The organism is Limnohabitans sp., assembly GCF_044361645.1.
Classification (GTDB): domain Bacteria; phylum Pseudomonadota; class Gammaproteobacteria; order Burkholderiales; family Burkholderiaceae_C; genus Limnohabitans_A.
This window is the reverse complement of sequence record NZ_JBIKIL010000018.1, coordinates 1-24,379: the sequence shown is the minus strand read 5'-3', so window position 1 is coordinate 24,379 and position 24,379 is coordinate 1. Positions and strand designations below refer to the sequence as shown.

Here is a 24,379-nt window from a genome sequence, read left to right as displayed (position 1 = left end):
GCGGTCTCTGACCGCGATCTTTTTGTAGGAGCGGTCTCTGACCGCGATCGGTTTTGAAATGGCTTTATTCGCGGTCAGAGACCGCTCCCACAAAGACCCAAGCCCACAAAGACCCAAGCCCACAAAGACCCAAGCCCACAAAGAGCCAAGTCAACAATGACCCAAGTCAACAATGACCCAAGCCCACAAAGACCCAAGCCCACAAAGACCCAAGCCCACAATGACTCAAGTCCATAAAGACCGACGTCCACCTCTGTCACGCTTGCAAGAATGCATCTACCCATGACCCACTGGCCCGCCGAAACGATCTGGGAGCAGGTGTATCCCCTGTTGCCTGACTTCACCGTCGAGGTGCTGCCCGAAATCGATTCGAGCAACAGCGAACTCATGCGCAGAGCCCGCTCAGGGCAGCACGAAGCCACCTTGCTGGTGGCCGAGCGTCAAACGGCGGGGCGGGGCCGTCAAGGCCGTGTCTGGCAAAGCCAAGCCGGTGACTCGCTCACTTTCTCAATCAGCCTGGCTTTGCGCCCGCAAGACTGGTCCGGCCTGTCTTTGGCCGTGGGTTTGAGCTTGGCCGAAAGCCTGCACCCCGATGTGCGCTTGAAATGGCCGAATGATTTGTGGTTTGAAGACCGCAAGTTGGGCGGTATTTTGGTGGAGGCGGCCAGCATGGGTGGGCGCAGCCAAGTGGTGGTGGGGGTGGGTCTGAACATCCGCCCGCGCGCAGAGCTGGGCCTGAGCACGCCCCCTGCGGCCCTGGTTGAACTGCTGCCCCAGTTGACGGCACCCGAGGCTTTGGCGCGTGTGGCGTGGCCATTGATCCAGACTTTGTTGGCGTTTGAGGCGCTGGGTTTCGCGCCCTTGCAAAGCCGCTTTGCAGCGCGTGATGCGCTGCAAGGTCGGCAGGTGCACACCAGTGATGGCCAGCATGGTGTGGCCTTGGGGGTGGGGCCGGGGGGTGCGTTACGATTGCAAACCGAGTTGGGCGTGCAAGAAATCCACAACGCCGAGCTCAGCGTACGACCCTTTCTTCCACAGGACACTGCAAGATGCTGAAATATTGCTTGGGCCTTTTGCTGCTGCTCAACGCTGGCGTGCTGGCATGGCAATTTGACGCGTTCGCGCCTTGGGGCTGGGGTCCAAACCAAGACCGTGAACCCGAGCGGATGGGCCAACAAATCAGACCAGAAGCCTTGAAACTGCCCTCTGAGCGGCCCGTTTTACCCCTCCCCCCGGAGGCTGCGCAATCCTTGGACGCAAGCGCCCCAGCACACGCCCTCACACCGTCTGACCCGGCCGCTGCAGCCGCGCCAAGCACGCCAGCCCCATTGGCACCCGGTGCACCGCAAGCTGCGGGGGCCTGGCCTGCACCCCCTGGCGCTGCTGCTGGGCCGAGCGGTCGTTGATTTTTTTACTGGAGAAACACCTTGCAACTGAAACTCTACTATTCCCCTGGTGCTTGCTCATTTGTGCCCCATGTGATGTTGGAAATGAGCGGTGCAGAGTTCGAGCCCATCATGGTCAAACTGCACAAGGGCGAGCAAAACAACCCCGACTACCAAGCCATCAACCCGCGCGCTCAGGTGCCTGTGTTGGTGCAGGATGGGCAGCCGATCGCGCAAATTTTGGCCATCGCCCTGTATTTGGACCAAATTTTCCCGCACTTGGCATTTTTGCCTGCCGAGCCCATGGCCAGGGCTCAGGCACTGTCCTTGCTGGCTTGGATGAACAACACGGTGCACCCGACTTTCACGCACATTTTTATGCCGCAAAAGTTTTCGGACCAGCCCGATGTGCAGGCCGCGCTCAAGCCTTACAACACGCAACTGTTTCGCGGCATGCTGACGGACTTGCAAGCTGCTGTGCAAACTGCGGCCAGCCAAGGTCAGGCTTGGCTCAGCGGTGACCACCTCGGTCCGCTCGATGCCTATTGCCTGACGCTCACGCGCTGGGGCACCATGGCAGGCATCAAGCCCGAGGCGCACCCCGACTTGTGGGCCTTTGTACAAAAAATCGCCGCCCAACCCGCTGTTGCCCGTGTGATCGCGCGCGAGCGCTTGCAGCTCAACATGGCCGCTGCCGCCTGAGTCACAAGCGGTCTGCCATTGCCGAACCATGGATCGCTTCGTACCTCGCGATGACGGGCTGATTCGGGTTGACGTGCTTGTTTGGGGTGACGTGCTGATTCGAGGTGCCGGGCTGATTCGCGATGACGCACACCCCGTCATGGCGAGCGCAGCGCGGCCATCCATGCGCTGTGGACCACCATGGATCGCTTCGTGCCTCGCGATGACGTGCTGATTCTCGATGACGCACTTGTTTGGGGTGACGCACTCCCCGTCATGGCGAGCGCAGCGTGGCCATCCATGTGCCGTGCTGGGCTTGAGGCGGATTTTTTGGTCTGCGTGTTGGCGCTTTCAGTTGGCCGTGAAGCGCAAGCTGAAGCACGCGCCCGGTGGGGTGTGTCCCGGGTGTGCAGCGTCCACGCTGACCGTGGCACCGTGTTGTTGGGCGATTTCTTTGACGATGGGCAAGCCCAGCCCTGAGCCATCCACATTGGTGCCCAGGGCCCGATAAAAGGGCTGAAACACCAGTTCACTCTCGGCCATCGGGATACCTGGACCGTTGTCTTCCACCTGCATCACCAGCGCACGGCTGTAGGGGTCTACCAACACCCGCAAGGTGATCACGCCTTGCCGGGTGTCGGTGCTGGGGGTGTAGTGGATGGCGTTTTCCACCAAGTTGCGCAGCATTTCTTTCAGCAGCGTGGCGTTGCCTTGCACTTGCGCGCCGGGTGTGCCAGCGGCAACCCCCTCATAGCCCAGATCCAGGCCCTTGTCCATGGCGTGGGGCAAGCTGTCTTGCAAGACCTCGCTGGCCAGTTTGACCATGTCACAGCTGTGCTGAGGCAAGTGGGTTCCGCCGCCCTCGGCGCGCGCCAAAGACAACAATTGGTTGACGGTGTGTGTGGCCTGCACACTGGCACGACCGATTTGCTGCAAGGACTTTTTCAGCTCGTCCTCGCTGGAGCCCGAGCGTTGCGCCAAATCGGCTTGCATGCGCAAGCCCGCCAAGGGCGTTTTGAGTTGGTGCGCAGCGTCGGCCAAAAAGCGTTTTTGCGTGACGATGGAGTCCTTCAAGCGGTCCAGCAAGTCGTTCACCGACACCACCAAGGGCGCCACCTCCATCGGCACGGCCTTGTCGTCCAAGGGGCTCAGGTCGTCAGGTTTGCGGGCGCGAATGCGCTCTTCCAATTGCGACAAAGGCTTGATGCCCCGCACCAAAGCCAACCACACCAAAAGCACAGCCAGTGGCAATAAGGCGAATTGAGGCAGCATCACGCCCTTGATGATTTCGGCGGCCAGCACCGAGCGTTTTTCGCGGGTTTCGGCCACTTGCACCAAGGCTGGGCGTGTGCCTTGGGCGTCCAGTTGTATCCAGGTGTAGGCCACGCGCACCTCGAGCCCGCGCATCTCGTCATCGCGAATGTGCACCTCGTAACTGCTGCCTTTGGGTTCGTTGGGTTTGGGCAAGGGCAACTCACGGTCACCACTCAGGTGCTCGCTTTGGTTGCCGGTCACTTGGTAGTACACCATGTCGGTTTCGTCGGCACGCAGCAGTTCGCTGGCCGGTTGGGGCAGGCTAAATTGCACCCGCTTGTCAGGCCCCAGCCTGACCTGCTGGGCCAAGGCTTGCACGTTGTAGATCAGTGCCCGGTCAAACGGTTTGTTGGCCAAGCCTTGCGCCACCAACCAAGTCAAGGCCAAGCTGATGGGCCACAGCAACAGCAAGGGCGTGAGCATCCAATCGAGGATTTCGCCAAACAAAGAGCGCTGTTCGCGTTTGAAGATCCGCACGTTTCAGCCCTTTGACTTCATGGCTCAGCGCAAGCGCAGCGAGAGGGTGAGCAGGCTCAGCCCGGTATTTTTTCGAGGCAGTAGCCCAAGCCACGCACGGTGGCGATGCGGATCGGACCTTTTTCGATTTTCTTGCGCAAGCGGTGGATGTACACCTCAATGGCGTTGTTGCTGACTTCTTCGCCCCATTCGCACAAACGCTCAACCAACTGGTCTTTGCTCACCAAACGGCCGGCGCGTTGCAACAAGACTTCGAGCAAACCCAGCTCGCGCGCCGACAGCTCGACCATCTTGCCGTCGATGGTGGCCACCCGCCCAGATTGGTCGTAAATGAGTGGGCCGTGCTTGATCTGCGACGTGGCACCGCCCATGCCTCGGCGGGTGAGGGCGCGCACACGGGCTTCGAGTTCTTGCAGGCTGAAGGGCTTGGCCATGTAGTCGTCGGCCCCATAGTCAAGGCCTTTGACGCGTTCTTCTACGCTGTCGGCGGCGGTGAGGATGAGAACCGGCAACACAGAGCCTCGTGCGCGCAAGCGTTTGAGCACCTCTAAGCCGTGCATTTTGGGCAGGCCCAAGTCCAAGATCAGCAAATCAAACTCGCTGTTCGTCATCAAGGCCGCGTCGGCCTCGCTGCCACTGGCCACATGGTCGACTGCCGCCCCCGTGCTGCGCAGTGTGCGCAGCAAACCATCGGCCAGCACTTGGTCGTCTTCGACTATCAGAATGCGCATGCTTGTCTCCAGTTGTTGTGGCTGCGGCGTGTTGCCGTCTGTCTTGGCTGTCTTGGCCGCCTGTTTTGGCGAGCTGCGACGGCTGGCTGATTCTAGTGTCAGCCTGATGGCTTGCGCCGGGCTGAACGCCTGGTGGCCATCAATTCGCGTAGGCTTCCAGCCCCAAAGCGACCACGGTGGCCACGTCTTGGCCCACCGCTTCGCGAAACTCGGTCTCGGCCTGGGCCACCGCGTCTTTGAAGGCTTGCAACCAAGCCAAGCCCACGGGTGTGAACACCACGCGCCGGGCACGTGCGTCCAAGGGGTCGGGCTCGCGTTGCACCAAGCCCCAGGCCGTGCATTGGTCGACCAAATCGCCCATGGCCTGTTTACTCATGCCCGCTGTGCGGGCCAAATCGGTCAAGCGAGAGCCTCCCAAAGCCAAATGCCGTGTGATGTGCACATGCGCCGCGCTGATTTGGTCGCGCGCCGCCAAGTTGGCCAGCGCCAGCGGCACGCCCTCGTTGCCCGCCATCAGGTGCAGCACGCGCTCGTCAAAGCGGCGCATGGCGTGACCCAGCAAACGCCCCAAATGGCTTTGCCGCCAGCGGTCGTCGTGCATTGCAAGGGCGTTTGTGGCGGTGTGAAAGTGCGTTGGCATGGTGTTTAAATGATAAGGCAAACTGACCAAAAATAAGGTTTAAAGTTTTGTACAGTTGGTTTACAGTACTGTTCACGCATCCAGTAGACAGCACATCATTGCTGAGCCAGGTGCCCCAACCCATTGATATTCAAGGAGATTTTCATGAGCGACGACAACAGCGAAAAGTCCAAAGCCCTGCAAGCCGCCCTGGCCCAGATTGAAAAGCAATTCGGCAAAGGCACCATCATGCGCCTGGGCGAAGGCGAAGTGATCGCTGACATCCAGGTGGTCTCCACCGGCTCTTTGGGCTTGGACATCGCACTGGGCGTGGGCGGTCTGCCGCGTGGCCGCGTGATCGAGATCTACGGCCCCGAGTCGTCCGGCAAAACCACCCTCACCCTGCAAGTCATCTCTGAAATGCAGCGCTTGGGCGGCACCTGCGCCTTTGTCGACGCCGAACACGCCTTGGACATTCAATATGCCCAAAACCTGGGCGTGAACCTGCAAGAGCTGCTGGTCAGCCAGCCCGACACCGGCGAGCAGGCCCTGGAAATCGTGGACAGCCTGGTGCGCTCGGGCGCTGTGGACTTGGTCGTCATCGACTCGGTGGCGGCCTTGACCCCTAAGGCCGAGATCGAAGGCGACATGGGCGACAGCCTGCCCGGCCTGCAAGCGCGTTTGATGAGCCAGGCCCTGCGCAAGCTGACCGCCACCATCAAGAAAACCAACTGCACCGTCATCTTCATCAACCAGATCCGCATGAAGATCGGCGTCATGTTCGGCAGCCCCGAAACCACCACCGGTGGCAACGCGCTCAAGTTCTACGCCTCGGTGCGCCTCGATATCCGCCGCACCGGCACCATCAAAAAGGGCGACGACGCCATCGGCAACGAGACCAAGGTCAAAGTGGTCAAGAACAAAGTCGCCCCGCCCTTCAAAACGGCCGAATTCGACATCCTGTTTGGCGAGGGCATCAGCCGCGAGGGCGAAGTGATTGACATGGGCGTGACCGCCAAGATCGTCGACAAGTCGGGCGCCTGGTACGCCTACCAGGGCGAAAAAATCGGCCAAGGCCGTGACAACGCCCGAGAGTTCTTGCGCGAAAACCCGGCTTTGGCCCGCGAGATCGAGAACAAGGTGCGCGAGTCGCTGGGCATCCGGGTGTTGGAATCGGCCATTGCCGTGCCCAAAGGCGAATAAAAGGCCACCGTCAGGAAGAAATCGGAAGGAAACACCGCTTGAACAAGCCTGCCACTCCACCCTCGATCAAAGGCCGCGCGCTGCGGCTTTTGAGCCAACGCGAGCACTCGCGTACCGAGCTGGAACGCAAACTGGCCCAGCACGAGGAGGTGCCCGGCGAGTTGGCCAAGGCGCTTGACGAGTTGCAGGCGCGGGACTTCATCAACGACGGCCGCGCGGTGGACTCGGTGCTCAACCGCCGCTCCGGCAAGTGGGGCAGCGCGCGCATTCGGCAAGAGCTGACCGCCAAGGGCTTGGCCGGTGAGGCCGTGCTCGATGCCATGGCCAGTCTCAAAGACACCGAGCTGAGCCGGGCCCAAGAGATTTGGCAAAAAAAGTTCGGTAAGCAAGGGGCCGCGCCACAAGAGCGGCTCAAGCAGATGCGTTTTTTGCTGGCCCGGGGTTTCAGCAGCGAGGTGGTTCGCCAAGTCCTCAAGAACGCACAACATGGCGCTGAGGCCAGCGACGAAAACAGCGACGAAAACCCGGACGGGTGATCCGGCCCTGCGCAGTTTGTAATGCACGCGCCCCAGCCGCTTTGACACTCACCGCCCTGTACCGCTGTCATCCCGGCCTTGGCCCAAGCTCGGCAGCGACCCGCCTTCAGGCCACCACCGGTAATTTCAGCTCCACCACGGCACCGCCCGTGCTGCTGTTGCCGATGCTCAAACTGCCCCCGTGCTGCTGGGCAATCGTTTTGGAGATCGACAAACCCATGCCCAAACCATCGCTTTTGGTGGTGAAAAAAGCGGTGCCCGCGTGGCTCAACACGGCATCAGGCAAACCGGGTCCGTTGTCGGTCAGGCTGATGTGGGCCATCGCGCCTTCTTGCCAGACGCGGATGTGCAGTTGGCGCAGCGCTTGACCTTGGGTGGCCTGAATGGCGTTGCGCACCACGTTCATGAAAATTTGCGACAGCTGCACCGGGTCGGCCTGCACCGCCAAGGATTGCGGGGGCAAAGTGACCTGCAGCGCCAGTGTGCCGTGGTGTGTCAAGTCGCCGAGCATGGCGTTCACATCGGCCACCACGCGCTGCAGCTCCAGCCGTTCAAAACGGCGGCCTTTGGCTTCGATGAATGCGCGTATGCGGCTCAAGATGTCGCTGGCTTTTTGCGTGTTGCGGTGCAGGTCCTGCAGGTAAACCTTCAGCGAATCGTCTTGGCGCTGCTGCTGCGCTGTCTCTATGCGGTCGGTGATCAGGTAAATATTGGTCAGCGGCTGGCTCAATTCGTGCGCCAGCGTGGCCGCCATCTCACCCATGCTGCGGCGCCGGTCGAGTTGGGCAATTTGCTCGCTCAGCCCAAGCGCCTCTTCTTGTCGGGCCTGCATTTGGGCTGCTTCAAAGGCGTGGCGGTTCAGACGCTCAAAAAACAGGCCTAAAAAACCAATGTTGCTGACGATGGCGGTGACCACGGCCCAAAAAATCAGCACAGCAGACAAAGGGTCTGAGGTCATGGCCTTCGGCTGGCCCAGCCCACCCATGACGCTGGGTATGCGCAAGATGATCAAAACGGACAACAGCAGGTAGGCCACACAGACCCACTGGGCACTGACACTCTTCTCGCGCATTTGCAGGTCGCGGGCCAGCAAGCCCAACCAAAGAAAGCTTGCCGCTGCGCCCAAAGAAGCCCAAGTAAAGCGCCAACTGTCGCTGTGCACCACGTCGTGCAAGTAAGCAAAAACAGCCACGTACACCGTTACCACCAAGCCCAACCAAACCCAGCGCAGTGGGCGACCCAGTTCACGGCGCAAGGCGGCAGCGCGCAGCATGGGCCCCAAGATCAACAAGCCCATGGCCAAGTGGTAAGTGAGCGCATTGGGCCATTGCCCGCGCATGCCCAGCAAAATCAGCGACAGGCCAAACAACAGACCGCCCAAACACCACAGTGTGTTGCTGGCAATGCCGTGTTTGCGCAGCACCACCCACACAGCCAGAGGCATGCACAGGTACAAAATACCGACGATGAAATACGCCGTGGGCAAGTGCAAAGCGTTCATGGCCTGTCGTCTACAGTGGGTGCCGAGATCAGCAGCGCATCAGGTCGGTGCCACAAAACTGCCCGATTTGCCGCCATGCTTTTCCAGCAGTTTGACACCGTTGATGGTCATGCCCCGGTCCACGGCTTTGCACATGTCGTAAATCGTGAGCAGGGCCACTTGCACGGCGGTCAGCGCTTCCATCTCCACGCCGGTTTGGCCATTGACTTCGGCGGTGGCGGTGCACACCACGCAAGCCTTGTCGGCTTGCACCTCAAAATCGACCGCCACGCGCGTCAGGCCAATGGGGTGGCACAAGGGAATCAGATCGCTGGTTTTTTTGGCCCCCTGAATGCCCGCGATGCGGGCAATGCCCAGCACATCGCCCTTTTTGGCGGTGCCCAAGGTGATCAGCGCCAAGGTGCTGGGCAGCATCTCGATGCGACCCGTGGCCACGGCCACACGCCGCGTGCTGGCCTTGTCACCCACATCGACCATGTGGGCCTGGCCTTGGGCATCGAAGTGGGTCAGTGCAGGGGAGGGCTGGCTCATGGCATTGAAAGTGAAAAGGGTAAAGTTGGCCTGACAAGAAGCAGGCATCATAAAGGCCTGAAACCGTGCAGGACAGCTTTGAAACACAAATTTCGCATTCGCTTTCTCACCGGGGTACTGGCCATGGCGCTGGTGGGCGCAGCTGTGCATGCGCAAGTTGCGGGTTTACCCGGTTTGGGCGATGGCGACAGCCTGTCGCTCAGCGCCGAGCGCCAACTGGGTGACCGCATCGCCCGTGAGCTTTACCGCGATCCGGCTTACATCGAAGACCCTGTGCTCGACGAGTACATCCAGTTGTTGTGGGCGCCGCTGATCCGGGCCGCAGCTGCCCGGGGCGAGTTGTCGCCCGAATTGCAAGAGCGTTTTGCCTGGCGCATTTTGCTCGGGCGTGACCGGTCGGTGAATGCCTTTGCACTGCCGGGCGGTTACTTGGGTGTGCACTTGGGCTTGATCGCCGTGGTGGGCTCGCACGACGAATTGGCCTCGGTGTTGGCGCACGAGCTGAGCCACGTCAGTCAGCGTCACATTGCACGGGGCATGGGCGAACAAAGCCGCTTGGCCCCGTGGCTCATCGGGGCCATGGTTTTGGGCGTTTTGGCTGCCAGCAAAAACCCCGAAGGTGCCCAGGCCCTGATCGTGGGCGGGCAGGCCGCAGCGGCGCAGTCGCAACTGAGTTACTCGCGTGACATGGAGCGCGAAGCCGACCGCGTGGGCTATGGCATCTTGGTGGACGCGGGTTACGACCCCCGAGGTTTTGTCGGCATGTTTGGCAAGCTGCAGCAAGCAGCGGGCTTGAACGACAGTGGAGCTTTCCCGTATTTGCGCAGCCACCCATTGACTGTCGAGCGCATGGCCGACATGCAGTCACGCCAACAACTGCTCAGCTCTGCCAGCGCGCCACCGCCCAGCATGGCCCAAGCCATGATGTCGGCGCGGGCACGGGTGTTGTCTCAAAGTCAAGCCGATGCGCTCAAGGCATGGACCCAAGACGCCGAGCAGCCCGCAGCGCAAGAATCGTCAGCCCAAAGGGCTGGCAAGCTGTACGCGGGCACCTTGGCTTACCTGCAGCAAAGAGACATGGCGGCCGCGCAGCGCACTTTGCAGCAGTTGCAGCGCTTTGTTGCAAGCGCAGCCATGGCGACCGAGGCCAGCGCGCCGTGGCCCGCAGCGGACATGGCCGCGCAGCGCTGGGTCGACCTGCTGGCGGTCGAGCTGGCCTTGCAGCAAGAGCGGTTTGAGACGGCCTTGGACTTGTTGTGGCCGGGGGCCCGCGCGCAGCGCATGCCACGCCCAGAACTGATCGCGGCAGCACAAGCGGCGCTGCAACTGCCCCAGCACCGCGCGCTGCCCGATTTGACGCGGCAGCTGCGTGAGCGGGTGTTTTTAACGCCGCACGATGCGCAAGCTTGGCATGTTTTAGGCCAACTCTTGGCTGCACAAGGCCAAACCCTCCCAGCCCTCAGAGCGCAGGCCGAGGCGCAAGTGGCGCGCCTGGATTGGCAAGGGGCCATCGACCGGTTCAGGGCCGCGCAAGACTGGGCCCGGCAAGCGCGCTTGCAAGCTGCAGACCACATCGAGGCCTCGATCGTGGATGCGCGTTTGCGCTATGCCCAAGACAGGCTGCGTGCCCAACAAGCCCCCGGCGCGCTGCCCTGACAATCAAGGGCAGTGGGTAAGTGTTTTGGGCGGCGCAAGCCTTCGCGCGAACGGCTATGATCGCCCTCCCAACCCACAGACACCATGGCCGGCATCCACATCATCGACATCGAAGCCGCCATCAACCATTGGCGCATCAAAAAGCCCTCGCCCGATGGCGTGGCGCTGCCGCCCGAGCTGCGGGCACTGGCCGATGTTTATGGGCAAATGGTCTACTTCAAACAAGACTTGGTTGACGAATTCAGCCTGCCCAGAGCTGCGGCTGAGGCTTGGCAAGACTGGTATGCCACCACCCCTGACACGCCGTGCATTGCGATTTGCTCCACCAGCCAAGGCGATGAGACCTGCAAAGGCTGTGGTCGCAGTTTTGAAGAAGTGCAGATGTGGATCGAGTTGAGCCCGGGCGAAAAGCGCAGCGTCTGGCACCGCATCACCCACGAGGGCACCTCGTGGCGATTCAACCGCTATGCCGAGCGTGCTGCCGAAGAGCGCCACTGGGCCAAGGCCGCTGCCGAGGCACAGGTTGTGCTGCAGCTGCAGCCCTGACGCAGGCGGACGGGCTCAGACCACCGCGCCCGAGTTCTCGTCGCCCGGATCGTTGTCCTTCTTGATGGGTTTGACCATGTCTTCGCGGCTGATGCCCAGCCACATGGCCACCGCAGCGCCCACAAACACCGAAGAGTAAATGCCAAAGCAAATGCCAATCGTCAGGGCCAGCGCAAAGTAATACAGCGTCTCGCCCCCAAACAGCAGCATGGACAAGACCATGATTTGGGTCGAGCCGTGGGTGATGATGGTGCGGCTGATGGTCGAGGTGATGGCGTTGTCGATGATCTCCACCGTGTTCATCTTGCGGTAACGGCGAAAGTTCTCGCGAATGCGGTCAAAAATCACCACCGACTCGTTCACCGAATAGCCCAGCACCGCGAGCACCGCCGCCAACACCGCCAGAGAAAACTCCCACTGAAAGAAGGCAAAAAAGCCCAAGATGATCACCACATCGTGCAAGTTGGCAATGATGGCTGAGACAGCAAACTTCCATTCAAAGCGAATGGCCAGATACAGCATGATGCCGCCCACCACAAAGGCCAGCGCCAGCAGGCCGTCTTCAACCAGCTCGCTGCCCACCTGCGGGCCGACAAACTCGGTGCGGCGCAAGCTGACATCGGGGTTGGCGGCCTTCAAAGCGGTCAACACGGTCTCGCTTTGCTGCGCCGTGGTCACGCCGGTTTGCACCGGCAGGCGGATCAGCACCTCACGCGCCGAGCCAAAGTTTTGCACCTGCACTTCAGCGTAACCCAAGCTCGAGATCACACTGCGCACTTTGGGCAAATCGGCGGCTTGGCTGTAGCTGACCTCCATCACGGTGCCGCCGGTGAACTCCACCGACAAGTGCAAACCCTTGCTGAACAAGAAAAATACCGCCAGCACAAAAGTGGTGAAAGACACCGCGTTCAGCAGCACCGCATGGCGCATGAAGCGGATGTCTTTTTTGATTCTGAAAAACTCCATTTTTTTGTCTCCCGTTCAGTCGGCTTTGGCCGCTGTGACCGCTGTACCCGTATCGGGACGCCAAACAGTGCCGATGGACACGGTCTTGAGTTTTTTCTTGCGGCCATACCAAAAGTTGACCAAGCCGCGCGAGAAAAACACCGACGAGAACATGCTGGTCAAGATGCCAACGCAGTGCACCACGGCAAAGCCACGCACCGGGCCAGAACCAAAAACCAGCAAGGCCACGCCCGCGATCAAGGTGGTGATGTTGGAGTCCAAGATGGTGGACCAAGCGCGGTCGTAACCGGCGTTGATGGCCGCTTGCGGGCTGGCACCGATGCGCAGCTCTTCGCGGATGCGTTCGTTGATCAGCACGTTCGAATCGATCGCCATGCCCAGCGCCAAAGCCATGGCCGCCATGCCCGGCAGGGTGAGTGTGGCCTGCAGCATGGACAAGACCGCCACCAGCAAGACCAAATTGAAGGCCAGCGCCAAACTGGAAAACACACCAAACATGGCGTAGTAGACGCACATGAAGGCCACGATCACCACAAACCCCCAAGTCACGCTGTTGAAGCCCTTGGCGATGTTTTCGGCACCCAAGCTCGGGCCAATGGTGCGCTCTTCGATGATCTCCATGGGCGCAGCCAGCGAGCCAGCGCGCAGCAGCAAAGCGGTGTCGGCGGCTTCGGCGGTGCTCATATTGCCCGAAATTTGCACCCTGCCACCCCCGATTTCGGCACGAATCACCGGCGCCGTGACCACCTCGCCCTTGCCCTTTTCAAACAAGATGATGGCCATGCGCTTGCCCACGTTGTCACGCGTGACGTCTTTGAAAATGCGGGCCCCCTTGCCATCCAAGGTCAGGTTGACCACGGGCTCTTGGGTTTGGCCGTCAAAGCCAGCTTGGGCGTCGGTCAGGTTGTCGCCGGTCAACACCACTTGTTTTTTGACGATCAGGGGGCGGCCATCGCGCTCCAAATAACGCTCGGTGCCAAAAGGCACCATGCCCCCGTCTTGTTCGGCGGCGCGGCCTTCGGTGCTTTCGTCAACCATGCGCACTTCGAGTGTGGCGGTGCGGCCCAAAATGTCTTTGGCCTTGGCCGTGTCTTGCACGCCGGGCAACTGCACCACGATGCGGTCCAGGCCCTGCTGCTGAATCACCGGCTCGGCCACACCCAGCTCGTTGATGCGGTTGTGCAAGGTGGTGATGTTTTGCTTGAGCGCCTGCGCCTGCACGGCACGGGCCGATTCGGTCTTGATGGTGGCCAGCAAGCGCAACTCGTTGTCCTGCGTCACCGGACTGGTCTGCAAATCGGCAAATTGGGCGGTGATCAGCTCTTGGGCGGTTTGCAACTGCTGCGCATCGCGCAGGCGAATTTCAATGGTTTGGCCATTGCGGCTGATGCCGCTGTGGCGCAGGTCTTTTTCGCGCAAGGTGGTGCGCAAGTCACCGGTCAAGGCTTCGACCCGCTGCGTCAGGGCCGCTTGCATGTCCACCTGCAGCATGAAATGCACGCCACCGCGCAAATCCAAGCCCAAATACATGGGCGCGGCGTTCACGCTGGCGAGCCAAGCGGGCGAGCGGGTCACCAAGTTCAGCGCCACCACATAAGAAGGGTTGCTGCTGTCCGGGTTCAAGGCCTTTTCGATCGCATCTTTGGCCTTGAGCTGGTTGTCGGTGGTGTCAAACCGCGCACGGATGGAGTTGCCGTCAAACTGCACCAAATCGGTCGAAAGGCTGGCGGCCTTGATGGCCTCTTCCACCTGCTGCAAAGTGCTGGTGTCCAGCTTGACGGTGACCTTGCCCGAGGACACTTGGACAGCGGGCGCTTCACCAAAAAAATTGGGCAAGGTGTAAAGCGTTCCCAACAAAACAGCGATCACGATGATCACGTACTTCCAGACCGGATAACGGTTCATAAGGACTTTGCGAGCAGATTAATGAGACGGGCGGCAAAACAAGCGCATGGGCGCGGTGCTTACTTCACAGTGCCCTTGGGCAAAACCTGCACCACGGCGCTGCGCTGCATTTGCACATCCACACCCGAGGCCAGCGCAATGCCGACGTAGGCCTCGCCCAGTTTGCTGACTTTGCCCAAAAAGCCACCGGCGGTCACCACTTCATCGCCAACCGACAAGGCATCGATCATGGCGCGGTGCTCTTTTTGCTTTTTCATTTGGGGGCGGATTATGACAAAGTACAGCACCACAAACATCAGCAGCAGCGGCAGCATGCTCATCAGGGTGGAAGTCATGTCACCACCAGAGGCGGCGGCGGGGGCGGCTTGGGCAAAAGCAGAAGAAATGAACATGGGGGCTCCACTGAAATACAAACTGGGGTTGATGCGGGTGGCACATGGGCGTCCCGCTGGCGAAGCCGCCATTGTATGCGGCGCTATGATCGGCTCTAAAAGCCCGTTGCGCAGGGGGGTAGGCCCTGTTCAGCCCGCTGTGCAGGCCCCTGGGCGTGACACCGTGCCGCTGCCAAGGCTGTCCGAGTGAGCACCTCGATTGGCCAGCTTGCGCGGTCTCGTATCTGGGCTTGCAAGCCGCTTTTTGCCTCAAACACCATTTAGACCACCCGACAGGAGACCGCCCCATGCACCCTGAGCACGACCACAGCCACGACCACAGCCACGCGCACAGCACCCTGGGCGAGATGGACCTGCGGGTGCGCGCCCTGGAAAGCTTGCTCACGCAAAAAGGCTACCTCGACCCGGCGGCGGTGGACCGCATCATCGAAACCTACGAGGTGCATGTGGGCCCGCACAACGGCGCCAAAGTGGTGGCCCGCGCCTGGGCCGACCCGGCGTTTCGGGACTGGTTGCTGCAAGATGCGACCGCCGCCATCGCTTCCATGGACTACACCGGCCGCCAAGGCGAACACATGGTGGCCGTGCCCAACAGCCCCGACACGCACAACATGGTGGTCTGCACCCTGTGCAGCTGCTACCCCTGGCCGGTGCTGGGCCTGCCCCCGGTTTGGTACAAAAGCGCGGCTTACCGCTCTCGCGCCGTCATCGAGCCGCGTGCGGTGTTGGCCGACTTTGGCTTGACGCTGCCGCCTGAGCAAAAAATCCGCGTCTGGGATTCCACCGCCGAAGTGCGTTATTTGGTGCTGCCCGAGCGCCCGGCCGGCACCGAGGGCTGGAGCCAAGAGCAGCTGGCCACGCTGGTCACCCGAGACGCCATGATTGGCACCGGCTTGGCGCTTTCCCCTCAGGTGGCGGCATGAACGGCCTGCACGACATGGGCGGCCTGCAAGGCTATGGCCCGGTTCATTTGGAAGCTCAGGAGCCGCTTTTTCACGCCGCTTGGGAGCGCCGCGCCCTGGGCCTGACGGTGGCCATGGGCGCCAGCGGGCTGTGGAACATCGACCTGGCGCGCTCGGCCCGCGAGTCTTTGCCCCCGCTGGACTATGCGCAAGGCCCCTACTACGCCATCTGGGTCAAGGCGCTGGAAAAGCTCTTGCTCGAGCGCGGCCTGATCACGCCGCAAGAGCTGGCCCAAGGCCAGCCCCTCACCCCGTCCGTTGCGGGCGTGAAGGTGCTGCAAGCCGCCGAGGTGGACGCGGCCCTGGCCAAAGGCAGCCCGGCCGACCGGCCCAGCACCCAAGCGCCGCGCTTTGCCGTGGGCCAGCGCGTGCGCGCCCTGAACCTCCACCCCCAGGGCCACACCCGGCTGCCGCGCTATGTGCGTGGTCATGTGGGCACGGTGGTCTTGCACCATGGCTGTCACGTCTTGCCCGACCAGCATGTGCAGCAGATGCTGCCGCCTTTTGACGGCACGGCCGAGCACCTCTACACCGTGGTGTTTGAGGGCAGCGAGCTGTGGGGCCCGCAAGCCGAAGCGGGCAGCCAAGTGAGTGTGGACGCCTGGGAGTCTTATCTGGAAGCGGTCTCCAACACATGAACACCGCCCCATGAACACCGCCATCCAAGACCTGAACGACCTGGCCCGCGCCTGCGGCGACGGCTTGCCCATGCCCCCCACCGCCAACAACGGGGCGGTGTTTGAAGAGCCCTGGCAAGCCCACGCTTTTGCCATGACCTTGCAGCTGCACGGCAAAGGCGTCTTCACCTGGCCCGAATGGGCCGCCGCCCTGAGCCGCGAAATCCGCGGCGGCCAAACGCGCGGCCAAGCCAGCGACGGCAGCCTGTACTACACGCACTGGCTCAACGCGCTGGAGCAACTGGTGATCGAGCGCCAACTGGGCACGCCCGATGAAATCCATGATTTGGAACACGCCTGGGCCGACGCCGCAGCGCGCACCCCGCACGGCCAGGCCATTGTGTTGAACCCCGCAGAAAGCAGCCCCCTTTGAACTTGCGTTTGTGGGCCATGCTGGCCTTGTTGGGCAGCCTGGTGTCGCTGGCCGTAGGCACCTCGTTTGCCAAAAGCCTGTTTCCCGCGCTGGGGGCCGAGGGCACCACCGCTTACCGGCTGGTGTTTGCCACCCTGATTTTGATGGCGGTGTTTCGGCCCTGGCGTCGGCGCTGGGTCTGGGCCGATGCGCTGCCGCTGGGCCTGTACGGCATCACGCTGGGCGTGATGAACCTGCTGTTTTACAGCGCGATCAAGACCATCCCCTTTGGCGTGGCGATCGCCATCGAGTTCACCGGGCCGCTGGCGGTGGCCATCTGGACCTCCAAAAAAGCCAGCGACTGGCTCTGGGTGACGCTGGCCATCGCGGGCCTGGCATTGCTCTTGCCCTTGCCCGGTGGCGATGCGGCCACCGCGCTCGACCCGATGGGCATGTTGTTGGCCTTCCTGGCCGGCATTTGCTGGGCTTTGTACATCGTGTTTGGCCAGCGCGTGGCCTTGCGTTACGGCGCCATGGCCACGCCCATGGGCATGTTGGCGGCGGCCTTGGTGGTGGCCCCGATTGGCGTGTGGCATGCGGGCAGCGCCTTGCTCGACCCGCAGTGGCTGATCGCCGGCTTGGCGGTGGCGGTGTTGTCCAGCGCCATTCCTTATGCGCTTGAGATGTTCTCGCTCAAGCACTTGCCCAAAAACACCTTCAGCATTTTGCTCAGCTTAGAGCCCGCCGTGGGCGCACTGGCCGGGTGGTTGGTGTTGGCCGAGCACTTGACACTGGCGCAAGGCCTGGCCATTGCGCTGGTCATGGTCGCGTCCATGGGCACGGCCTGGTCGGCCGGTCAAGACAAGCGCGTCACCCCCGGCAGCGGGCAGGCATAAATGGCGTTGCGCACAGCGGCAATCGCCTCATAACGGGTGTAACTGCGCCGCCAAACCAGCACCACACGGCGCGTGGGCGGCGGGCCACCCAAAGGGTCGACGATGGGCAGGTAACGCACAGATGAGTCGTCGCGGCTGGCCTTGGCGGGCTTGCTGGACGACTGTTTGGCCAGCAAGGCGGGCGGCACCGACAAACTGGGCACCAGCGTCACACCCATGCCCGCGGCCACCATGTGCTTGATGGTCTCCAGCGACGAGCCCTCAAAGCTCTTGCGTATGCCCTCGGTTTGGCTGGCAAAACGCGCAAACTCGGGGCACACCTCCAGCACATGGTCGCGAAAGCAGTGCCCCGCGCCCAGCAACAGCATGGTCTCGTTTTTCAGTTGCTCAGGGCTGATGCAATCGTTGCGGGCCAAGGGGTGGTTCATGGGCAAAGCCGCCATGAAGGTCTCGTCGTACAAAGGCGCCACAGCCAAACCCGACTCCGGAAACGGCTCGGCCAAGATGGCGCAATCGAGCTCGCCCGTGCGCAGCATCTCGAGCAAACGCACGGTGAAGTTTTCTTGCAGCATCAAGGGCATTTGCGGAATGTCGGTGATGATCTGGCGCACCAAATCGGGCAGCAAATACGGCCCGATGGTGTAGATCACACCCAAGCGCATGGTGCCCGAGAGCGGGTCTTTGCCGCGTTTGGCGATCTCTTTGATCTCGGCGGCTTGCTCCAGCACGCTTTGCGCTTGGCGCACGATCTCCTCGCCCAGCGGTGTCACCGACACCTCGCTGGCGCTGCGTTCAAACAATTTGACTTGCAGCTCTTCTTCGAGCTTTTTGATGGCCAGCGACAGTGTGGGTTGCGACACAAAGCAAGCTTCGGCCGCTTTGCCAAAATGCTTTTCACGGGCCACAGCCACGATGTATTTGAGTTCGGTCAGGGTCATGTGGGGTATTGGAACATCAAGCCTTGAGGTATTCGGATTTTCCGCCCAACCACCGGCCAATGTGGCGCTCGGCCAAATCAGCGTGCCGGTCCAGCATCAGCGGGGCCAGGGCCCGCGCCCAGTCCAGCAAATGGCCATCGGTCTCCAAGTCAACAAAGCGCAGCAAAGGCGCGCCCGACTGGCGTGCCCCCAAAAACTCGCCCGGCCCGCGAATCTCGAGGTCGCGCCGGGCGATCTCGAACCCATCGTGGGTCTCCACCATGGCGCGCAGCCGATCGCGGGCGGTCTCGCTCAGGCGTCCGCCCTCGGGTGTGCCATACAGCAACACACAGGCCGACGCCGCCGCACCACGCCCCACCCGACCGCGCAACTGGTGCAACTGGCTCAGGCCAAAACGCTCGGCGTGCTCAATCACCATCAGCGAGGCATTGGGCACATCCACCCCCACCTCGATCACCGTGGTGCTGACCAGCACACCCATCACGCCAGCGGTGAAGAGTTCCATCACCGCCTTTTTTTCGGCCACCGGCATGCGTGAATGCAGCAAACCGACCATCACATCCGGCAGCGCCTGGCTCAAGTCGGCGTGCGTCTCGGTGGCGTTGGTCAGGTCCAGCGCCTCGCTTTCTTCAATCAGCGGGCACACCCAGTACACCTGCCGACCCTGCTGCAGCTGCGCGCCAATGCGCTCGACCACCTCGTGGCGGCGCTGGTCCGACACCACCCGCGTCACGATGGGCGTGCGCCCGGGGGGCAACTCGTCGATCACCGACACATCCAAATCGGCGTAATAGCTCATGGCCAGCGTGCGCGGAATCGGTGTGGCCGTCATCATCAGCATGTGCGGCTCCATGCCGGGTGATTGCATCTTGCCGCGCAAGGCCAGGCGCTGGGCCACGCCAAAGCGGTGCTGCTCGTCAATCACCGCCAGCCCCAGATTTTTGAACTTGACGTGCTCCTGAATCACCGCGTGCGTGCCCACCACCAGCGCCGCCTCGCCCGACTCGATCAGCGCCAGCATGGCGGTGCGCTCTTTCTTCTTTTGGCTGCCAATCAGCCAAGCCACCTTCACGCCCAAAGGCTCCAGCCAGCCCACTAATTTGGCAAAGTGCTGGGTGGCCAAGATTTCGGTTGGCACCATCAGCGCGCATTGCCAGCCCGCGTCAATCGCCACCATGGCCGCCAGCGCCGCCACCACCGTCTTGCCCGCGCCCACATCGCCTTGCAACAAGCGGTGCATGGGCACCGGGCGGGCCAGGTCTTGGGCAATTTCGTGCCCCACGCGCTGCTGGGCCTGGGTCAGGCCAAAGGGCAGGGTGGCCAACAACTGGTCGTGCCAAGCACCGCGCTTGACCTGCAAGGCCGGAGCGCGCAACAAATCGCGCTCGCGCTTGGCGGTCAGCTGCGACAACTGCTGGGCCAGCAACTCCTCGCACTTCAGGCGAATCCACGTCGGGTGACTGCGGTCCTGCAAAGCGGCCAGCGACACATCGGGCGTGGGGTGGTGCAAAAACTGCAGCGCATCGCGCAGCGACCAGGCCCCACGCGGGTCCGGCCAGGGCACGCCCGGGGGCAAGGTCTCGCTCAAGTCGGCATGGTTCAGGCCGGTGATCACGGCCCGGCGCAAATAGGCCTGGGCCAGCCCCGCCACGGTGGAATACACCGGGGTCAGCGCCTCGGCCAGGTGGCCGCCCGCCGCCTTGAATGTGGGGTGCATCATGGTCAGCCCCATGAAGCCGCCCTTGACCTCGCCGCGCGCCCGAATGCGCTTGCCCACCGCCAACGCCTTTTGGTGCGACGGGTAAAAGCTGAAAAACCGCATCACGCAGGTGTCTGAGCCGTCGTCCACCGTCACCAGCAGCTGCCTGCGCGGGCGCTGCGTGATCTCGCAAGCCGTCACCGTGGCCTCGATCTGCGCCGTGTCGCCCTCGCGCACATCGCGCAACTTCACGATGCGGGTCTCGTCCTCATAGCGCAGCGGCAGGTGCAGTGCCAAATCAATGTCGCGCTTCAAGCCGAGCTTGATCAGCGCCTTTTGCGGGGCGCTCAGCGTCTTGGCGGCAGGCGAGGGGGCTTGGTCTGGCATGGCCTGATTGTGCCGTGTGTGACCCGGTTTGCCACCTGCTCCGGTTGGGGGAGCTTGAATATTTCGTGACCATGAAAATCCTGCTTTAGATGATTGATTTTCATGGTCAATGTTAAACAACCGATGAGCACATTGTCGGGCCTCAACGGACTGGTGGTCATAGACGAAATTCAGCACCTGCCTGAGCTACCCGAGTCCTTGCGCGTTCTCATGGACCGGCCAGAGCGCATGGGCCAAAACGGTCAATTTCTGCTGTTGGGCAGTGCTGCGCAAGGGTGATGCACAAAAGCGAATCGCTTCTCGGCCGCGCAGTCACACTGGAAGTGAGTGGCTTTGACATCAGCGAAACAGGAGCCACTGCGAAAAATATGGAAACGCTTTGGCTCAGGGGTGGTTTCCCTGCCGCTTATCTGGCCCCGGATGATGCGATCAGCACCCAATGGCGGCATGCCGCCATTCAACGGCACATCAGCGGCGACCTGTCCTTGCTGGGAATGAATGCGTCCGCACCCTTGATGACGCGATTTTGGCAAATGCTTGCCTATTACCATGGTCAAACTGCGCGGGTCAAAAACGGCGGCGCACACATGGTCGCGGGCACGCACCGACGCGTAGCGAATCCATGCAAATGCCCGGCGAATTGACAGCGCGAAAGCGGGAGCCTGTTTGGGGCACATACCGAAAAGGCGCAGCCAAAAGGCAGTGCAAACCGATGGCTTGTGGTGGGAGCGGCGGCTTACTCGACTCCAACATGTCTTGCAGCATCTGTGGCTCATCTGCAGAGTCCACCAAGCGCATGGTGGCTTTGCCAAGCACCATGAATTTGTCTGGGGCAGTGACTGTATCGGGCAATATGACGTGCACCTTGGTTTTACTGGAAAAATCCACCATAAAAACACAATACATTGATGCCCAATGGTTTGGGCGAGATGAACTCCGTCTCACGCCGATTCGAAAACTTTCCGACACATTTACCTGTACGGACAACCACACATCTGGAGCAGCCCAGCCAATTCCAGCTGTCGGCAAAACGGCCAAGTCATCCGATCACAATACCTTCAATACACACCCCAGGAGCCTTTATGAAATCCCGTGCCGCCGTCGCCTTTGAAGCTGGCAAGCCTTTGCAAATCGTTGAGATCGACGTCGCGCCACCGCGCAAAGGCGAGGTGCTGGTCAAGATCACCCACACCGGCATTTGCCACACGGACGCTTTCACGCTCTCGGGCGAAGACCCCGAAGGGCTGTTTCCGGTCGTTCTGGGCCATGAGGGCGCGGGCATGGTGGTGGAGGTGGGTGAAGGGGTCAGCAGCGTGAAGCCTGGCGACCATGTCATTCCGCTTTACACCGCCGAGTGCGGCGAATGTCTGTTTTGCAAGTCGGGCAAAACCAACTTGTGCGTGGCCGTGCGCGCCACGCAGGGCAAGGGCGTCATGCCCGACGGCACCACGCGCTTTTCTTACCAAGGCCAGCCGCTTTACCACTACATGGGCTGCTCGACTTTCAGCGAATACACGGTCGTGGCCGAGGTGTCGCTGGCCAAAATCCGGCCCGATGCCAACCCTGAGCAAGTGTGCCTGCTGGGTTGCGGCGTGACCACCGGGCTGGGCGCGGTCAAAAACACCGCCAAGGTGCAAGAAGGTGACACGGTGGCCGTGTTCGGCTTGGGCGGCATTGGCTTGGCCGTGGTGCAAGGCGCCAAGCTGGCCAAAGCCGGGCGCATCATCGCCATCGACACCAACCCGGGCAAGTTCGATCTGGCGCGCACCTTTGGCGCGACCGACTGCGTCAACCCCAAAGACCACGACAAGCCCATTCAGCAAGTCATCGTCGACATGACCGGCTGGGGCGTGGACCACAGCTTTGAATGCATAGGCAACACCAACGTGATGCGGGCAGCGCTGGAGTGCGCACACCGGGGCTGGGGCCAGTCGGTCATCATCGGCGTGGCCGGTGCGGGCCAGGAAATCTCCACCCGCCCCTTCCAGCTGGTCACCGGTCGGCGCTGGCTGGGCACGGCCTTTGGTGGCGTCAAAGGCCGCAGCGAATTGCCCGGCATGGTGGACGACGCCATGGCCGGACGCATCGCGCTGGCCCCGTTTGTCACCCACACCATGGGGTTGAGCGGCATCAACCACGCCTTTGACTTGATGCACCAAGGCGAATCCATCCGCTCGGTGGTGCACTTTGAAGGCAGCGAATGAAACGCATCGAACAACACGCCAGCTTTGGCGGCCGGCAAGAGGTGTGGGCCCATGCCTCCAGCACACTGGGTTGCGATATGCGCGTGGCGGTGTACTTGCCCGAGGCTGCGCTGCGCGGCGTCAAGTGCCCGGTGCTGTATTGGTTGTCGGGCCTGACCTGCACCGAGCAAAACTTCATCACCAAAGCCGGTGCACAGGCACACGCAGCGCGGCACGGCGTGATTGTGGTGGCACCCGACACCAGCCCACGCGGCGAAGCCGTGGCCAACGACGACGCCTACGACCTGGGCCAAGGCGCGGGCTTTTACCTCAACGCCACCCAAGCCCCTTGGGCCGCGCACTACCGCATGCAAGACTATGTGGCCGAGGAGTTGCCCGCCTGGGTCGAGCAACACTTTGCCGCCAGCGATTCACGCGGCATCTTTGGCCATTCGATGGGCGGGCACGGCGCGCTGGTCACCGCGCTGCGCCACCCGGGCCGCTACCGCAGCGTGTCGGCGTTTGCACCCATCGCCGCGCCATCGCAAGTGCCCTGGGGCCAAAAGGCCTTGACTGCCTACCTGGGCGCAGACCCGCAGGCTTGGCGTGCATGGGATGCCGCAGAACTGGTGGCCACTGCGCGCCAAGAAAAGCTGCACCTGTTGGTGGACCAAGGCGATGCCGACGAGTTTTTGGCGCAACTGCGCCCCGAGTTGCTGACCGCCGCGTGCCAAGCCACAGGCCACCCGCTGACGCTGCGCATGCAACCCGGCCACGACCACAGCTACTACTTCATCGCCACGTTCTTGGGTGATCACTTTGAGCACCATGCCCAGTATGGATAGGCCTGAACAGCTTAGCTTTGCAAGCCAAACACCACACCCATAGGCTGGCTGCTTGGGTCGGTGGCGTTTTGGCTTTGCCAATAAAAGTGGCCGTCAGCGGTTCAGTGGTCCATGTGCTTGTGAGCGTCAGCACTGCCTTGCAGAGAAATTTCAGGTAGTATGTTCGTTTAATCGATCTTTCGGATCATAAGTATCGATTTAACGAACATGAAAATCAATCAATCTGACATGCTCATGCCGTCTCAGCAAGACGAGTGCGCCCGCTTGGGGCAACTTCTGGCGCGCCTGCGGTTGGCGCGTCACGTCAAGCAGGCTGACGCTGCCCTGCGTGCAGGGCTGTCTCGCAACACGGCCTATCGCCTTGAAAAGGGGGATCCCGGCATCGCGCTTGGGCAAGTTTTGCGCTACCTGCAGGCCATCTCGCCAGGCAGCACGCTGTTGGACTTGTTGACTGAAAAAGATCCGGCGTTGCTGGCGCTCAGTGCGCGTGAAAAAACCCAACGGGTCCGCGACCTGAGCGCGGCTGAGCGCGAAGAACTGGACTTTTAAGGGCGTACAAAATTGACCGCTAAAGCCTTGAAACTGATGGTCTTTGCCCACCTGGGACAGAACTGGAACCCTTGTGGGCAGCTGCTCATGACAGAAGAAAACACCGAGGTACTTGCTTCGAGTTTTGCTTATGGCATGAACTACGCACGTCGGCCAGATGCACTGGAAATTGATCCCGTGAGCCTGAGCCTGAAAACGCGCGATGACGTGTTGGGCAAGCGGCTCCTGCCTGCCAACCAATTGCCCATGTTCGGCGGTATTCGCGACGCGGCACCTGACTCCTGGGGTCGTCGCGTCATCGAAGCCAAGCTCAAAGTTCCGGCCAACAGCCTGCCAGAGTCTCAGTATTTGTTGCACGCAGGCAGCGACCGTGTGGGGGCGCTCGACATCAGAACCAGCATCCACGACGGCCCCAGTCATGGCCCCCATGTTTCGCACGACCTATCGC

At 61.6% G+C, this 24,379-nt stretch carries 26 protein-coding genes and 1 pseudogene; 17 read left to right on the top strand and 10 right to left on the bottom strand.

Features of this window, described 5'->3' with window-relative positions; all coding sequences use genetic code 11:
* The first annotated feature begins 282 nt into the window (after positions 1-282).
* From ACIQ39_RS04715 to ACIQ39_RS04705, 3 genes are read left to right on the top strand one after another with little or no spacing between them, the layout of a single operon-like run.
* Complete coding sequence (locus ACIQ39_RS04715; RefSeq protein ID WP_396433454.1) at positions 283-1,056, top strand: biotin--[acetyl-CoA-carboxylase] ligase; 774 nt, start codon at positions 283-285, stop codon at positions 1,054-1,056.
* The gene (locus ACIQ39_RS04710; RefSeq protein ID WP_396433453.1) at positions 1,050-1,406 is read left to right on the top strand and encodes a hypothetical protein; all 357 of its coding nucleotides are present in this window, start codon (positions 1,050-1,052) and stop codon (positions 1,404-1,406) included. Before ACIQ39_RS04715 ends, ACIQ39_RS04710 begins: the two co-directional genes overlap by 7 nt.
* Positions 1,407-1,427: 21 nt before the next feature.
* A complete protein-coding gene (locus tag ACIQ39_RS04705; protein WP_396433452.1) occupies positions 1,428-2,087 on the top strand; it encodes a glutathione S-transferase family protein in 660 nt (219 codons plus the stop codon).
* Between the two features lie 330 nt (positions 2,088-2,417).
* Here ACIQ39_RS04705 and ACIQ39_RS04700 read toward each other — a convergent pair whose 3' ends face one another.
* The 3 genes from ACIQ39_RS04700 to ACIQ39_RS04690 all read right to left on the bottom strand — a co-directional run bounded on the left by ACIQ39_RS04700 (position 2,418) and on the right by ACIQ39_RS04690 (position 5,228).
* On the bottom strand, positions 2,418-3,857 hold the full coding sequence (locus tag ACIQ39_RS04700; RefSeq protein WP_396433451.1) for a sensor histidine kinase: 1,440 nt from the start codon (positions 3,855-3,857) through the stop codon (positions 2,418-2,420).
* Positions 3,858-3,913: 56 nt separating this feature from the next.
* Positions 3,914-4,588, bottom strand: coding sequence for a response regulator (locus ACIQ39_RS04695; protein ID WP_396433450.1), 675 nt, complete (start codon positions 4,586-4,588; stop codon positions 3,914-3,916).
* Positions 4,589-4,727: 139 nt separating this feature from the next.
* Entirely contained in the window at positions 4,728-5,228 is a 501-nt protein-coding gene (locus ACIQ39_RS04690; RefSeq protein ID WP_396433449.1) for a MarR family winged helix-turn-helix transcriptional regulator, read from the bottom strand.
* 144 nt (positions 5,229-5,372) lie between these two features.
* Here ACIQ39_RS04690 and recA point away from each other — a divergent pair, with 144 nt between their 5' ends.
* Together recA and recX are read left to right on the top strand one after the other, a co-directional pair.
* Complete coding sequence (gene recA, locus ACIQ39_RS04685; protein ID WP_396433448.1) at positions 5,373-6,410, top strand: recombinase RecA; 1,038 nt, start codon at positions 5,373-5,375, stop codon at positions 6,408-6,410.
* Positions 6,411-6,448: 38 nt separating this feature from the next.
* Positions 6,449-6,946: a recombination regulator RecX gene (recX, locus tag ACIQ39_RS04680; protein ID WP_396433447.1), complete on the top strand. Its 498-nt coding sequence runs from the start codon at positions 6,449-6,451 to the stop codon at positions 6,944-6,946.
* A gap of 106 nt (positions 6,947-7,052) precedes the next feature.
* Here the strand turns inward: recX and ACIQ39_RS04675 are convergent, their stop codons facing one another.
* Together ACIQ39_RS04675 and moaC are read right to left on the bottom strand one after the other, a co-directional pair.
* Positions 7,053-8,447: an ATP-binding protein gene (locus tag ACIQ39_RS04675; RefSeq protein ID WP_396433446.1), complete on the bottom strand. Its 1,395-nt coding sequence runs from the start codon at positions 8,445-8,447 to the stop codon at positions 7,053-7,055.
* Positions 8,448-8,486: 39 nt separating this feature from the next.
* Positions 8,487-8,978, bottom strand: a complete 492-nt coding sequence (gene moaC, locus ACIQ39_RS04670; protein WP_396433445.1) for a cyclic pyranopterin monophosphate synthase MoaC — start codon at positions 8,976-8,978, stop codon at positions 8,487-8,489.
* 123 nt (positions 8,979-9,101) lie between these two features.
* On the opposite strand from moaC, the gene ACIQ39_RS04665 reads away from it, so the two are divergent.
* Both ACIQ39_RS04665 and ACIQ39_RS04660 read left to right on the top strand, forming a co-directional pair.
* A complete protein-coding gene (locus ACIQ39_RS04665) occupies positions 9,102-10,634 on the top strand; it encodes a M48 family metalloprotease (protein WP_396433463.1) in 1,533 nt (510 codons plus the stop codon).
* An 84-nt stretch (positions 10,635-10,718) separates the two neighbouring features.
* Positions 10,719-11,180: a DUF3717 domain-containing protein gene (locus tag ACIQ39_RS04660; protein ID WP_396433444.1), complete on the top strand. Its 462-nt coding sequence runs from the start codon at positions 10,719-10,721 to the stop codon at positions 11,178-11,180.
* Between the two features lie 15 nt (positions 11,181-11,195).
* Here the strand turns inward: ACIQ39_RS04660 and secF are convergent, their stop codons facing one another.
* Genes secF through yajC form a run of 3 tightly spaced genes read right to left on the bottom strand, consistent with a single transcriptional unit; the run spans position 11,196 to position 14,443 of the window.
* Positions 11,196-12,146: a protein translocase subunit SecF gene (gene secF, locus ACIQ39_RS04655; RefSeq protein ID WP_396433443.1), complete on the bottom strand. Its 951-nt coding sequence runs from the start codon at positions 12,144-12,146 to the stop codon at positions 11,196-11,198.
* Between the two features lie 15 nt (positions 12,147-12,161).
* Positions 12,162-14,051, bottom strand: a complete 1,890-nt coding sequence (gene secD / locus ACIQ39_RS04650; RefSeq protein WP_396433442.1) for a protein translocase subunit SecD — start codon at positions 14,049-14,051, stop codon at positions 12,162-12,164.
* A gap of 59 nt (positions 14,052-14,110) precedes the next feature.
* Positions 14,111-14,443 (bottom strand): preprotein translocase subunit YajC, encoded by a 333-nt coding sequence (yajC, locus tag ACIQ39_RS04645; protein ID WP_396433441.1) that lies wholly within the window; start codon positions 14,441-14,443, stop codon positions 14,111-14,113.
* 287 nt (positions 14,444-14,730) lie between these two features.
* Here yajC and nthA point away from each other — a divergent pair, with 287 nt between their 5' ends.
* The 4 genes from nthA to ACIQ39_RS04625 are packed head-to-tail and all read left to right on the top strand — an operon-like array spanning position 14,731 to position 17,330.
* Positions 14,731-15,366 carry a nitrile hydratase subunit alpha gene (nthA, locus tag ACIQ39_RS04640; RefSeq protein ID WP_396433440.1) on the top strand — a complete coding sequence of 212 codons (636 nt, stop codon included), beginning with the start codon at positions 14,731-14,733 and terminating at the stop codon, positions 15,364-15,366.
* Complete coding sequence (nthB, locus tag ACIQ39_RS04635) at positions 15,363-16,043, top strand: nitrile hydratase subunit beta (RefSeq protein WP_396433439.1); 681 nt, start codon at positions 15,363-15,365, stop codon at positions 16,041-16,043. Before nthA ends, nthB begins: the two co-directional genes overlap by 4 nt.
* A gap of 10 nt (positions 16,044-16,053) precedes the next feature.
* On the top strand, positions 16,054-16,455 hold the full coding sequence (locus tag ACIQ39_RS04630; protein ID WP_396433438.1) for a nitrile hydratase accessory protein: 402 nt from the start codon (positions 16,054-16,056) through the stop codon (positions 16,453-16,455).
* Between the two features lie 17 nt (positions 16,456-16,472).
* Complete coding sequence (locus ACIQ39_RS04625; protein ID WP_396433462.1) at positions 16,473-17,330, top strand: EamA family transporter; 858 nt, start codon at positions 16,473-16,475, stop codon at positions 17,328-17,330.
* Here ACIQ39_RS04625 and ACIQ39_RS04620 read toward each other — a convergent pair.
* Positions 17,291-18,268, bottom strand: a complete 978-nt coding sequence (locus ACIQ39_RS04620) for a LysR substrate-binding domain-containing protein (RefSeq protein WP_396433437.1) — start codon at positions 18,266-18,268, stop codon at positions 17,291-17,293. The genes ACIQ39_RS04625 and ACIQ39_RS04620 overlap by 40 nt on opposite strands.
* Before the next feature lie 16 nt (positions 18,269-18,284).
* Positions 18,285-20,354, bottom strand: coding sequence for an ATP-dependent DNA helicase RecG (recG, locus tag ACIQ39_RS04615; protein WP_396433436.1), 2,070 nt, complete (start codon positions 20,352-20,354; stop codon positions 18,285-18,287).
* A gap of 123 nt (positions 20,355-20,477) precedes the next feature.
* Between recG and ACIQ39_RS04610 the strand changes: the two genes are divergently transcribed.
* The 6 genes and pseudogenes from ACIQ39_RS04610 to ACIQ39_RS04585 all read left to right on the top strand — a co-directional run.
* Complete coding sequence (locus tag ACIQ39_RS04610; protein WP_396433435.1) at positions 20,478-20,633, top strand: hypothetical protein; 156 nt, start codon at positions 20,478-20,480, stop codon at positions 20,631-20,633.
* Positions 20,633-20,998, top strand: a complete 366-nt coding sequence (locus ACIQ39_RS04605; RefSeq protein WP_396433434.1) for a hypothetical protein — start codon at positions 20,633-20,635, stop codon at positions 20,996-20,998. The genes ACIQ39_RS04610 and ACIQ39_RS04605 overlap by 1 nt, the downstream gene beginning before the upstream one ends.
* A 438-nt stretch (positions 20,999-21,436) precedes the next feature.
* A complete protein-coding gene (locus ACIQ39_RS04600) occupies positions 21,437-22,558 on the top strand; it encodes an S-(hydroxymethyl)glutathione dehydrogenase/class III alcohol dehydrogenase (RefSeq protein ID WP_396433433.1) in 1,122 nt (373 codons plus the stop codon).
* Positions 22,555-23,382 (top strand): S-formylglutathione hydrolase, encoded by an 828-nt coding sequence (gene fghA, locus ACIQ39_RS04595; RefSeq protein ID WP_396433432.1) that lies wholly within the window; start codon positions 22,555-22,557, stop codon positions 23,380-23,382. The genes ACIQ39_RS04600 and fghA overlap by 4 nt, the downstream gene beginning before the upstream one ends.
* Positions 23,383-23,589: 207 nt before the next feature.
* A complete protein-coding gene (locus ACIQ39_RS04590; RefSeq protein ID WP_396433431.1) occupies positions 23,590-23,931 on the top strand; it encodes a helix-turn-helix domain-containing protein in 342 nt (113 codons plus the stop codon).
* Between the two features lie 87 nt (positions 23,932-24,018).
* A pseudogene (locus ACIQ39_RS04585) lies at positions 24,019-24,379 on the top strand (type II toxin-antitoxin system HipA family toxin); the annotation flags it as partial.

Coding starts and splice junctions, on each gene's coding strand:
- nthB (WP_396433439.1), top strand. CDS start 15,363: ATGAACGGCCTGCACGACATGGGCGGCCTGCAAGGCTATGGCCCGGTT.
- secF (WP_396433443.1), bottom strand. CDS start 12,146: ATGGAGTTTTTCAGAATCAAAAAAGACATCCGCTTCATGCGCCATGCG.
- ACIQ39_RS04620 (WP_396433437.1), bottom strand. CDS start 18,268: ATGACCCTGACCGAACTCAAATACATCGTGGCTGTGGCCCGTGAAAAG.
- yajC (WP_396433441.1), bottom strand. CDS start 14,443: ATGTTCATTTCTTCTGCTTTTGCCCAAGCCGCCCCCGCCGCCGCCTCT.
- ACIQ39_RS04675 (WP_396433446.1), bottom strand. CDS start 8,447: ATGAACGCTTTGCACTTGCCCACGGCGTATTTCATCGTCGGTATTTTG.
- ACIQ39_RS04660 (WP_396433444.1), top strand. CDS start 10,719: ATGGCCGGCATCCACATCATCGACATCGAAGCCGCCATCAACCATTGG.
- ACIQ39_RS04665 (WP_396433463.1), top strand. CDS start 9,102: ATGGCGCTGGTGGGCGCAGCTGTGCATGCGCAAGTTGCGGGTTTACCC.
- ACIQ39_RS04605 (WP_396433434.1), top strand. CDS start 20,633: ATGCACAAAAGCGAATCGCTTCTCGGCCGCGCAGTCACACTGGAAGTG.
- ACIQ39_RS04715 (WP_396433454.1), top strand. CDS start 283: ATGACCCACTGGCCCGCCGAAACGATCTGGGAGCAGGTGTATCCCCTG.
- nthA (WP_396433440.1), top strand. CDS start 14,731: ATGCACCCTGAGCACGACCACAGCCACGACCACAGCCACGCGCACAGC.
- recA (WP_396433448.1), top strand. CDS start 5,373: ATGAGCGACGACAACAGCGAAAAGTCCAAAGCCCTGCAAGCCGCCCTG.
- fghA (WP_396433432.1), top strand. CDS start 22,555: ATGAAACGCATCGAACAACACGCCAGCTTTGGCGGCCGGCAAGAGGTG.
- moaC (WP_396433445.1), bottom strand. CDS start 8,978: ATGAGCCAGCCCTCCCCTGCACTGACCCACTTCGATGCCCAAGGCCAG.
- ACIQ39_RS04610 (WP_396433435.1), top strand. CDS start 20,478: ATGAGCACATTGTCGGGCCTCAACGGACTGGTGGTCATAGACGAAATT.
- ACIQ39_RS04600 (WP_396433433.1), top strand. CDS start 21,437: ATGAAATCCCGTGCCGCCGTCGCCTTTGAAGCTGGCAAGCCTTTGCAA.
- ACIQ39_RS04590 (WP_396433431.1), top strand. CDS start 23,590: ATGAAAATCAATCAATCTGACATGCTCATGCCGTCTCAGCAAGACGAG.
- recG (WP_396433436.1), bottom strand. CDS start 20,354: ATGCCAGACCAAGCCCCCTCGCCTGCCGCCAAGACGCTGAGCGCCCCG.
- ACIQ39_RS04630 (WP_396433438.1), top strand. CDS start 16,054: ATGAACACCGCCATCCAAGACCTGAACGACCTGGCCCGCGCCTGCGGC.
- ACIQ39_RS04710 (WP_396433453.1), top strand. CDS start 1,050: ATGCTGAAATATTGCTTGGGCCTTTTGCTGCTGCTCAACGCTGGCGTG.
- ACIQ39_RS04690 (WP_396433449.1), bottom strand. CDS start 5,228: ATGCCAACGCACTTTCACACCGCCACAAACGCCCTTGCAATGCACGAC.
- ACIQ39_RS04625 (WP_396433462.1), top strand. CDS start 16,473: ATGCTGGCCTTGTTGGGCAGCCTGGTGTCGCTGGCCGTAGGCACCTCG.
- ACIQ39_RS04695 (WP_396433450.1), bottom strand. CDS start 4,588: ATGCGCATTCTGATAGTCGAAGACGACCAAGTGCTGGCCGATGGTTTG.
- secD (WP_396433442.1), bottom strand. CDS start 14,051: ATGAACCGTTATCCGGTCTGGAAGTACGTGATCATCGTGATCGCTGTT.